The sequence below is a fragment of the Dissulfurispira sp. genome, from assembly GCF_036745535.1.
Classification (GTDB): Bacteria; Nitrospirota; Thermodesulfovibrionia; order Thermodesulfovibrionales; family Dissulfurispiraceae; genus Dissulfurispira.
Genome location: NZ_DAIOFX010000059.1, coordinates 1 through 10,742, shown reverse-complemented (window position 1 = coordinate 10,742; position 10,742 = coordinate 1). Strand labels below are relative to the sequence as shown.

Annotated in this window: 11 protein-coding genes; 8 read left to right on the top strand and 3 right to left on the bottom strand. The window is 40.8% G+C overall.

The window, feature by feature from the left end:
* Nucleotides 1-33: 33 nt before the first annotated feature.
* Nucleotides 34-234: a hypothetical protein gene (locus V7L97_RS09515; RefSeq protein WP_333655400.1), complete on the bottom strand. Its 201-nt coding sequence runs from the start codon at nt 232-234 to the stop codon at nt 34-36.
* A 125-nt stretch (nt 235-359) separates the two neighbouring features.
* Complete coding sequence (locus V7L97_RS09510) at nt 360-635, bottom strand: hypothetical protein (protein ID WP_333655398.1); 276 nt, start codon at nt 633-635, stop codon at nt 360-362.
* A gap of 240 nt (nt 636-875) precedes the next feature.
* Between V7L97_RS09510 and V7L97_RS09505 the strand changes: the two genes are divergently transcribed.
* The 7 genes from V7L97_RS09505 to V7L97_RS09475 all read left to right on the top strand — a co-directional run bounded on the left by V7L97_RS09505 (nt 876) and on the right by V7L97_RS09475 (nt 8,674).
* On the top strand, nt 876-1,094 hold the full coding sequence (locus V7L97_RS09505; RefSeq protein ID WP_333655395.1) for a CopG family ribbon-helix-helix protein: 219 nt from the start codon (nt 876-878) through the stop codon (nt 1,092-1,094).
* Entirely contained in the window at nt 1,091-1,489 is a 399-nt protein-coding gene (locus V7L97_RS09500) for a putative toxin-antitoxin system toxin component, PIN family (RefSeq protein ID WP_333655392.1), read from the top strand. The genes V7L97_RS09505 and V7L97_RS09500 overlap by 4 nt, the downstream gene beginning before the upstream one ends.
* A gap of 149 nt (nt 1,490-1,638) precedes the next feature.
* The gene (locus tag V7L97_RS09495; protein ID WP_333655389.1) at nt 1,639-3,315 is read left to right on the top strand and encodes a tetratricopeptide repeat protein; all 1,677 of its coding nucleotides are present in this window, start codon (nt 1,639-1,641) and stop codon (nt 3,313-3,315) included.
* A 2-nt stretch (nt 3,316-3,317) separates the two neighbouring features.
* Entirely contained in the window at nt 3,318-4,022 is a 705-nt protein-coding gene (locus V7L97_RS09490) for a glycosyltransferase family 2 protein (protein WP_333655387.1), read from the top strand.
* Nucleotides 4,023-4,093: 71 nt separating this feature from the next.
* Nucleotides 4,094-8,335, top strand: coding sequence for an acyl-CoA dehydratase activase (locus V7L97_RS09485; protein WP_333655385.1), 4,242 nt, complete (start codon nt 4,094-4,096; stop codon nt 8,333-8,335).
* Between the two features lie 16 nt (nt 8,336-8,351).
* Entirely contained in the window at nt 8,352-8,444 is a 93-nt protein-coding gene (locus tag V7L97_RS09480) for a 30S ribosomal protein bS22 (RefSeq protein ID WP_333655383.1), read from the top strand.
* Nucleotides 8,445-8,509: 65 nt separating this feature from the next.
* A complete protein-coding gene (locus V7L97_RS09475) occupies nt 8,510-8,674 on the top strand; it encodes a hypothetical protein (RefSeq protein ID WP_333655381.1) in 165 nt (54 codons plus the stop codon).
* A gap of 2 nt (nt 8,675-8,676) precedes the next feature.
* Here V7L97_RS09475 and V7L97_RS09470 read toward each other — a convergent pair whose 3' ends face one another.
* Nucleotides 8,677-9,537, bottom strand: coding sequence for a hypothetical protein (locus tag V7L97_RS09470; RefSeq protein ID WP_333655379.1), 861 nt, complete (start codon nt 9,535-9,537; stop codon nt 8,677-8,679).
* Between the two features lie 114 nt (nt 9,538-9,651).
* Between V7L97_RS09470 and V7L97_RS09465 the strand changes: the two genes are divergently transcribed.
* Complete coding sequence (locus V7L97_RS09465) at nt 9,652-10,665, top strand: hypothetical protein (RefSeq protein WP_333655377.1); 1,014 nt, start codon at nt 9,652-9,654, stop codon at nt 10,663-10,665.
* The last annotated feature ends 77 nt before the right edge of the window (nt 10,666-10,742 follow it).

Genomic DNA, 10,742 nt, shown 5'->3' with positions numbered 1-10,742 from the left:
GACGCCCCTTTTTTATTGGGAAGATTTGAGCTATTAAATCAGATGAATTCTTTTTAACAAATCAAGGCTTTTTATAACAAAATCTTCAATTCCTATTTGCTCTGTTTCAACATGCAGGGAAGGTTTTTCTAAGGGATGCTCGTGATAAAAACCGCCTTCTTTATCTATCCCATAGATTCTCTGACCTCCAACAATCAGCGCCATATTTGTTTTTTTCTTTTTTAATATTTGCATAAATCTGTATGAATATATCAGGCGAAAAGCCTACTCTTGAAATTAATGTGATGTCTGAATAGTCTAAATATAAAATCTTTAATCCATATCTGCCGGCAATATCTTGTAATATCTGTATTAATTCTTCAATAGCCATTATCAGCTTTTTTTATTTTGTCTATTTTTTCCTGAAGATGTCTAATGCCCTCTACTGCATGTTCCCAATCCATTGCATCCTTCTCCACTTCCCATGAAAAATCTTTTTCTTTCACAATATTTTTTTCTTCAAATTCATTGAAACTCATTTCATATTTCTTTTTTAATCGCTCATCTGTAAGTTTGTATAAGATAATTTTTTTTTCATACTCAGCTAAAAGTGCCTCTTTTATCTCCTTTTCTGAAACCAGATCAAGAATCTTCATTTGTATCACCCCCTATTGTTTGAATTCTCTATACAACTTCTATTTCATTATAACACAGAAACTTGTATGAACAATAAGAACAGTGGGACAGCCTGACGGTTCTATTTTTCAGGGGCGTTTAGACGCCTCTTTTTTGTTGGGAAGATTATAAAGGCTTTACCCTGCCTCTGATGCAAAGCGATTTGACAAATATATGTTCTTTGTGCTACATTGTCTTACAATATTAAGGGGGTTGTCAAAATGAAAGAGACGATTACCATAAGGTTTTCTGAAGAATTACAGAGAGAACTGAACATTGTAGCAAAAACCGAGAAGGCATCAAAAAGTGAGATTATCAGGGAAGCCGTTACCCGTTATCTCGCTGTAAAAAGATTCCAGCAGTTAAGAAAGAAGGTTTTGCCCTTTGCCGAGGCAGAGGGACTGCTGACGGATGAGGATGTCTTTAAAGCAATCTCATGAAGGTTGTGCTGGATACCAATGTAATTGTTGCTGCCTTTGCAGCCAGAGGTCTATGTGCCGAGATATTTGAAGTATGCCTTTTAGACCGCATTATTGTTTTAAGCGATTTCATCCTTTCAGAAGTAGAAGAAAAACTTATTAGCAAGATACACTTGCCTCAAGGTATCGTCCATGAAATAATTGATTATTTAAGGGGACAAGCGGAAATAGTTAGTCCCAAAGAGGTAAAAGGGTCAGTCTGTAGAGATAAAGCCGATTTAAATATAATAGGAACTGCATTAAGCGGCAATGCCAGATTTATTATAACAGGAGACGAGGATTTGCTGATTTTAAAAAAATATAAGGGTGTTAAAATGATCACCCCAAGAGAATTCTGGAGACTATTAAAAGGTTAAAGTAGAAAAATGGGACGGCAGGCTGTCCTTTTTTTATTGGGGGAAATGATAAAATAAGCACAATTAAAGATTCTTAAAAAAGGATTTAATCTCGGGACAAAAGGCAAAATTACATGGACAAGAGAAGAACTCCATAATAAAAGCTTTTAATGTCAAAAAAGTATATATTAGCCCTGCTAACTGCTGTTGCTGCATTTGGTGTCTATGCCAATGTGCTTAATAGCGGTCTTGTCTGGGATGACCATTACCATGTCAGCAGATTCTCGCTGAGGTTTAATTCTCTTGCCTCCCTTTTTTTGCCAACAGACCTGAAGGGTGCCATCATGGTCTTTTACAGGCCATTAATCGGGCTTACCTATCTTTTTGATTATTCCATATGGTTTGATAATCCGTTTGGGTATCATTTGACCAATATACTGTTTCATGCTGCAAATACACTTCTTTTATATTTCATAACCAATAAGGTTTTTAAATCAGCAACAGTTGCCTTTTTGTCTTCGATGCTTTTCGCTGTCCATCCGATTCATACAGAATCGGTATCATGGATTTCAGGCAGGACTGATGTAGTAGCAACAACATTTGTTTTTCTTTCAATGCTTGCCCATATTGAATTTAAAGAAAGAGACAATAAGATAGCTATCATCCCTGCTGCATTATTTTTTGCCCTTGCGATGTTTTCAAAAGAAATAGCCGTTGGTGCAATTATAGTATTTGCAATGTATGACCTGATAATATCTGAACAAAAGAGATTAGAACCATTGCCGTATATTTGCTATGGGGCATTAATTATTTTATATCTTATAATGCGCCAGGCATATCTTGCCAATACGGTTGTGGAGATGAACTTTAAACCCTTTACTGATATATCAACCATATTTTTTTCTTCAATAGCTTTTTATTTATACAAGTTTTTCTACCCGGTTAACTTGAATCTTTATATTTTTGAAATACCATATAAATCTCTTTTTTTAATGGCAGGTATATTTTTATTCGCAACATTAGTGGTGCTCTTTATAAAAAAGAAAAGGATTTATTTTTTTCTGATTGCATCTTTTCTGATAACAATTATGCCTTCTATTTCAGGTGCCTTTACAACGGTCTTATCTCCACCCTTTGCCGAGAGGTATTTATATCTTCCTTCAGCCTTTCTATGTATCGGGGTTGCTTATAGCGCCTCAAAGTTTGAAAAATATAGCAAATATTGCATAATCCCTGTTGTGCTTGTTCTTGCTATTCTCACATATAACCGGAACGAACTGTGGAAAAGTGAATTATTGCTCTGGGAAGATACTATAAAGAAAACTAATCACTGGTATCCAAAAAGTGAATATGCGAGGACATTGCTTTCTCAAGGAAAGCTGAACGAAGCATTAAAAGCCTCTGAAGAATCACTGTCTCAAGCTATTAGTGAAAATACTAATGCAAAATCACTATCCAAAATATACAATAACATCGGGCGTGTATATGTAGAAGATGGCAATTCCGATACTGCTACTGTTTATTTCAATAAAGCCATAGAGAGCAGCAGAACCAATCCAATTCCCTATCATAATCTTGGAGAGATCTTATTAACCAAAGCAAAAAATGAACGAAATAACAGGCTCTTTAACTTGAAACAGGCTGAAAGTTATTTCACAAAGGCTATCGAAAATGACCCGTATCTATTCGAGTCGTATCTGGGTCTCGGTGATGTGTTTTTTATGTCAGGAGATTTAAAGACTGCTGAATCTTGCTATTTAAAGGTTATAAAACTGGCTCCAAATACTTCATATTCTGCTGAGGCTGTAAAAGGACTTTTGAGACCGGAAATGTTGAAGGTAAAATAAAAATGACAGAATTTTCAGTGATAATACCTGCCTATAATGAAGGTGAAACTATATTTCAGAATCTTATAACCGTTTCAAAAACTATAAGGGCGGAGAATATCGACTTTGAGATAATCCTCGTTGACGACGGCAGCTCTGATAATACATTTGCTGAGGCTAAAAGGGCATCCGAGCATTCGAAAGAGATAAGGGTTGTCCATTATGAGCATAATGCAGGGAAAGGGACTGCATTCAGAACAGGTTTTGAGAACAGTTGTGGTAAATATATTGCTTTATTGGATGCTGACCTTGACTTTCATCCATCTCAGTTATTAAAAATGCTTAATATGTTGCAGCAGACAGGTTCAGATATTGTTATAGGTTCAAAGTATCATCCAGAATCAAAGGTAAATTATCCCTTTCTGAGAAGGATAATGAGTAAGGGATATGCTTTTTTGGTGAAACTCCTCTTTAAAATGCCTTTCAGGGATACCCAGTCAGGGATAAAGGTGTTTAAAAGGGAAATCCTTGGATCCGTTTTGTCATCCATGACTAAGAGTAAGGGGTATGCCTTTGATGTCGAGATATTGCTGGCTGCATATAAGCAAAATGCGCATATTATCGAACATCCTGTTGTTTTGAACCTTGTAAAAAATAGGCTGGGCTTTCCAGTCAAAATGGTTCTTAATCTCTTTGCAGAGACAATAAAAATCAGGTTTAAATCCTGAATATTTCTCTTGATAAAACATTTGTTATTCAATAAACTAAAAATTATCTAAAAACTTTCCGGAGGATAACGATGCATTTCATCGGACTTGATGCAGGTTCGGTGGCTGTCAAGATTGTTGTCCTTGATAAAAAGGGCAATAAAGTTGAAGGACATTATGTAAGACATTATGGCCATCCTGTCAGGGTATCGCTTAAACTTTTAAAGGAAATTCAGGGGAGATTTCCTGAAAGCTCTCTTTCTGTTACAGGCTCTGCAGGGAAGGCAATTACCTCTGCACTAAAGATAAAGCCCATCAATGAAGTTGTCTCTCAGTTCTATTCCATTAAGAAATTATTCCCTCATATCAATACCGTCATCGAGCTTGGAGGAGAAGATTCAAAGCTCATTATTCTTGAAAACGGCGCGATAAAGGACTTCTCCATGAATTCTGTCTGTGCTGCCGGCACAGGCTCTTTCCTTGAGCAGCAGGCAGAGAGATTGAGGCTCAGCATAGAGGAATTCAGCGAAATTGCCGCAAGATCAAAGAGGCCCTCCAAGATTGCGGGCAGGTGCAGTGTCTTTGCCAAGTCGGACATGATACACCTGCAGCAGATCGCAACCCCTATTGAGGATATCATTGCCGGGTTATGTTTTGCGGTTGCAAGGAACTTCAAAGGAACTATTGCAAAAGGCAGGGACTTGAAACTGCCGGTTTCATTTCAGGGCGGTGTGGCTGCCAATAGAGGAATGGTAAGGGCGTTCAGAGAGGTCTTTGATCTCGATGAACTCTTTGTTCCTGCTGATTTTGCATTTATGGGCGCATTGGGCGCTGCCTTGAAGGACATGGATGAAGGCCTTGTAAATACTTTTAATCTGGAAGATTTAGAGCAATTCCTTTCATCCGCACAATTCTCAGAAAAAGGTCATGCACCTTTAATATCAGAAGGGGATGGATTTTTTGAAAGACACCTTAAAGGCTGTAATGCGTTATCCGTAATGAGTAATGGGTCTTTAAACTCATCACTCATCACGCATCACGCATCACGTGGTAAAGCTTATCTTGGCATCGACATTGGTTCTATAAGCACAAATCTTGCTGTGATTGATGAGGAAGGAAATCTGCTGGCCAAGCGTTATCTCATGACTGCGGGCAGGCCCATCGAGGCTGTAAAACAGGGGCTTGAAGAGATATATGCCGAAATAGCAGACAGTGTAGAGATTGCAGGCGTTGGCACCACAGGCTCAGGCAGATACATGATTGCAGACTATGTTGGTGCCGATATTGTGAAGAACGAGATTACTGCACAGGCAACTGCTGCAATATTTATCGACCCGCGTGTGGATACCATATTCGAGATAGGAGGACAGGATTCAAAGTATATCTCCATAAGGGACGGCATTATTGTTGATTTTGAGATGAACAAGGCATGTGCTGCAGGAACAGGCTCTTTTTTAGAGGAGCAGGCTGAAAAGCTCGGTATCTCTGTAAAAGGCGAGTTTGCAGAGTGCGCCTGCCATTCAGAAAGCCCGTGCAGGCTTGGAGAGCGATGCACTGTTTTTATGGAAAATTCCCTTATGGCCAATCTCCAGAGGGGCGCTGACAAAGACGACCTCCTTGCAGGGCTCGCATACTCTATTGTGCAGAATTACATTAATAGAGTAGTCGCGGGCAAACCCATTGGTGAGAACATCTTCTTTCAGGGAGGCGTAGCCTTTAACAAGGCGGTTGTTGCTGCCTTCGAAAAATATGTCGGCAGGAATGTAACTGTTCCTCCAAACCATGACGTCACAGGCGCTATCGGCATGGCACTTATTGCCAGAGATTATATGAAAGGACGTAATGCGCTATCCGACTCATCACGCATCACTGATCACGCATCACGATTCAAGGGTTTTGAGCTTTCAAAGAAACCGTATGAGATAAGCTCTTTTGAATGCAAGGGATGCCCTAATGTCTGCGAAATAAACAGGGTGAAGGTTCAGGGCGAGGAGGGCTATCTCTTTTACGGCGGAAGGTGCGAGAAATATGATGTGAGACGCTCTCAAAAATCAACACTTCCCGATCTGTTTTCATTCAGGGAAGAAATGCTGTGGAAAGAACATGAAAAGCGTAAAGCGTTATGCGTCTCATCACGCATCACGGATCACGCATCACGGACTAAAATCGGAATTCCATATATATTCTTCTTCCATGATTACTTGCCCTTCTGGTCAACCCTCTTATGGGAACTTGGTTTTGAGGTCATTGTTTCTTCAAAGACAAATAAGCAGATCGTGAACCTCGGTGTCGAGAATGTCATTTCAGAGGCGTGTTTTCCTGTAAAGGTTGCTCATGGACATATCAAATGGCTTAAGGATGCCGGTGTTGATGCCATATTCATTCCCAGCTTTATAAACATAAATCAAAACGGAGATGAGTATAATCGTGGATTATCCTGTCCATATGTCCAGACAATTCCATATGTTTCAAGGGCTGCCATTAAGGACATGAAGACAATTACTCCTGTCATCGATCTCGGTCTTGGTGCAGGTTATCTCAAGAAAGAATTAAAAAGGTCTTTGAGTGAGTATGGCGTGAGGGAGGGAGATATTGAAAGAGCGATTAGAATTGCCCAATCAGCACAGGAAGAATTCCAGAGTGCAATTAAAGAAAAGGGAAGGGAAATATTAGAAAGGGTCAAGGGTCAAGGGTCAAGGGTTATTGTTATCATCGGCAGGGCGTATAATGCCTTTGATTCCGGTGTTAATCTTGAAATTCCGAAAAAGCTGTCCCATATAGATGTTATTTCAATACCCATGGACATGCTTCCGTTGGATAATGAAAGGCTGAAGAATACATGGCCGAATATGTACTGGAGGTCAGGTCAGAGGATATTAAGGGCAGCGAGGATTGTGAGAAACACGCCTAATCTCTACGCAATTTATATTGGAAATTTTTCGTGCGGCCCTGATTCCTTTATACTCAAATATTTCAAGGAAGAGATGAAGGGGAAACCCTTCCTGCATATAGAGATAGACGAGCACAGCGCAGATGCTGGCGCAATAACACGGTGTGAGGCATTCCTTGACAGCATAGAGCAGCAGCAAAGCGGTGATTCGGGGAATCGGGGAAGCGGAGAAACAGAAATGCAGAGATACGGAAAAATCACCCATTCACCGTTGAAAAAACGTATCGTCTTTATCCCGCGCATGGCTGACCATGCCTTTGCACTGAAGGCAGCCTTTGAATACTGCGGTGTTCCTGCAGAAGTGCTTCCTGAATCAAACAAAGAATCTGTGGACCTCGGCAGGAGATATGTATCGGGCAAGGAATGCTATCCCTATCTTGTAACAGCAGGCGACATGCTCAGGAAGGTATTTTCGTCAGATTTCAGGCCCGATGAATCGGCATTCTTCATGCCATCAGGCACAGGGCCGTGCAGGTTCGGGCAGTACAACGTATCCCACAAACTGATACTCGAAAAGCTCGGACTGAAGGACGTCCCTATCTTTGCACCCAATCAGGATGTCCAGTTCTACAGAGACCTGGGTATTGTGGGCAAGGACTTCTCCATGAAGGCATGGGAAGGGATTATTGCATATGAGATGCTTACAAAATGTCTCCACGAGACAAGGCCTTATGAAAAGACAAAGGGCGACACCGAGGGACTTTATAATTCTTATCGTGAAAGGATTTATCAGAGCCTTACCGGGAAAAACGGAGACATGAGAGGTCTTTTAAAGAGGATGAAGAATGACTTTTTGTCCATCCCCAAAGAGAAAGAAAAAAGGCCTGTTGTAGGTGTTATTGGAGAGATATTCGTCAGGTCCCATAGATTTTCCAACGAAGACCTGATAAGAAAGATAGAAGCCCTTGGAGGGGAGGTATGGCTTGCTCCCATAGAGGAGTGGATATATTATGTAAATACCATGTCTTTTAGAAAGGCCTTGATAAAAAAAGACAGGTCTGCTATGATGAGTATCTTCCTTAAGCGGTTCTTTCAGAAAAGAATTGAACACAGGTTTACCGAACCATTTAAAGGCTTTCTGAAAACCTTGAAGGAACCCGAAACAAAGGAGATATTGGCAAAGGCAGCGCCCTATGTCCACGACTCATTCGAGGGAGAGACCATCTTAAGCGTGGGCAAGGCAATAGACCTTATTGAGAGGGGCGCATCCGGCATAATCAATGCCATGCCTTTTGGCTGCATGCCAGGCACTATAGTTACGGCACTGATGAAGGCAGTAAGCAGGGATTATGGCGTGCCGTGCATAAGTATTCCATATGATGGAACAGAATCGCCGGCCACAGAGCTTCAACTCGAAGCATTTATGGAGGCAATGAATAAGTAAAGTAGGAGGTGATGTTGTGGGTAGTGTTGTAAAGTGGCGTAAAAAGAAGATGCGCAAGCATAAACACAAAAAACTGCGCAGAAGGACAAGGGCTCAAAGGAGAAAATAAGCGGAGAAAATAAAAGGAGCCGATAATGAAAGATATAATTGCTTTAAAGGAAAAAACTTAGCCTTGTGGAACAGGAGTTAAAAACCCTTACGGATAAAGTCACGAAATTGCAAGGGAATTTAAAGGAAATCGATGATTTGAAATCAGAGATAAAGGGGTTAAAGATCTTTCTGGGAAGGGTTCATCCGGAATTTAAATCCCAATTCCCTGATATACTCAAGAAATTATAAGACTAATCGAATCTTGTGATCCTGACTCCTATAAAGGGCATTTTTCTGATATAGTCCTTGAATAAAACTTTTTTCACGACTCCGCCTCTGCCCTTTAGACCGCTTGCATGGATTAAATAAACCTGTCTGTCTTCTGTTTTCTGTCTTCTGACTTCTGTCTTTATTATCCCTATGTGCCCTACTATTTCCTCTGAGATTCTTTTCTCGGGATTTTTTATGAAAAAGATAATATCCCCGCTTTTTAATTTCTGCATTTCTTTCATAAGTTCTCCGGGAGGCAGCGAGTCCAATCCCCTTGAGCCTTCTATCTTTACTGTCCTGCCCATATCCCTGGTTATGTCCTTCCCCCACTTGCCGCTGAATATCATGTCTTCTCCATATTCAAAACGGTCATCATAATTGATCACCTTGTTATCTTTAAGAATGCCTTTTGTATGGAATCTTTTGTCCAGCGCAATTTCGATCGCCTCACCATGGTTATTGCTCAGTGCAAGCTCCACTGCCCTGAATGTAAGATACATGCAGTCCACCCTTTCATCTGCGACTATGACTCCTTTAGCAACATATTCCCCTTTTGGGTCAATATCGTATGGGACGCCAACAAACCTTTCCGCCCAGAAGGCTATCCGCTCACCAACTGGCCTGTCTTTTATCTCAGATTGGAATCCGAATATTTCATCATCGGTAAGGGCAAACGAAGTTGAAACATGGAATAATACAACAAGAATAAAGAGTATCGTTAACCCGAAAAATGCATTCATATGGGGGCATAGACGGCTAAAAGTCTTTACAATGCGCATTTGTTTGAAACCATCCAGTATGTTAAGCGTGAATTGTTTTATTGCATATGTAGAAACGGTCATCCTCAACAATGTGGCGCTGCAAAGCCTTTTATCCGCCTATGCCCCATATGTTCAAAGTTTAATCGCATTTTTGGTTAAGTCATTTGCCACATGTTTCATATGCTATAATACCACATGTCAAAAATTATCAACCCTTTCTCCACCACAGGCATCGGAAGTCTCCCGCACAGAAATCCCGAGGAGGCTTGCGAGCTTATACTCAGGACATTTGATATCCCTTTTTGGCCTCAGTTGCCGAAACGCTCATTTAAAGAGTCCATGATCATCCAGTATTCTGAAGGAATGCCTTATATAAGGACGAATGAAAAGGAGCAGGAGGCATGGATTATAAGGGATGGAAGCGACGAGCTTGAAAGGTTTTACGAATCATGTGCGGAAAATACAAAGATAGCCATATCCGAAGATTATGCAATGGGATTGCATATGTTTTTAAGGATGATAAAGGGCAGGAGGTTTCGGATATTGAAAGGGCATGTCACCGGCCCTCTCACATTCACCCTCGGACTGAAAGACAACTACGGAAGGCTTGTGTATTTTGATGAGGAGCTGCGTGAAATCTCATCCATGCTTCTAAAGGCAAAAGTGCGATGGCAGATAGATTTATTAAAGCAGCATTCGGACAATGTTATCATTTTTATTGACGAGCCGATCCTCTCGGCAATAGGCAGTTCATCCTATCTCGGGGTTGACAGCGAGGAGGTCTTGAGACTGCTTAAAGACATGGTGTCCGCCATTGAAGAGGCAGGCGGGATATCCGGCATACACTGCTGCGGCAGGGCTGACTGGCCGATGGTGATTAAGAGCGGTGCTCGGATACTGAACTTTGATGCCTTTGAGTATTTCGATACCCTCGCCATATATCATGAGGAAATAAAAAATTTCCTTCAGGCAGGCGGATACCTCGCATGGGGAATTGTGCCCACATCGGATGCCATTAACTCTGTTGATGACAAATACATCAATAAATTGATGGATAATCATCTCAAAAAATTATATGAGCATATACCCTCAGAACTCGTTAATTCGCAAATCCTTATCACGCCTTCATGCGGCACAGGCTCAAGGAGCATAGAGGAGACTATAAAGGTTTTCCAACTGGTCATGAGATTGAAAGAGGCGATGGTGTAAAGAAAGTATATTTTTTATGCCAAGTCACATCTGTCCAAAATAGATTTTAGAAAGACCTCCGATTCAGGTAGTATAGA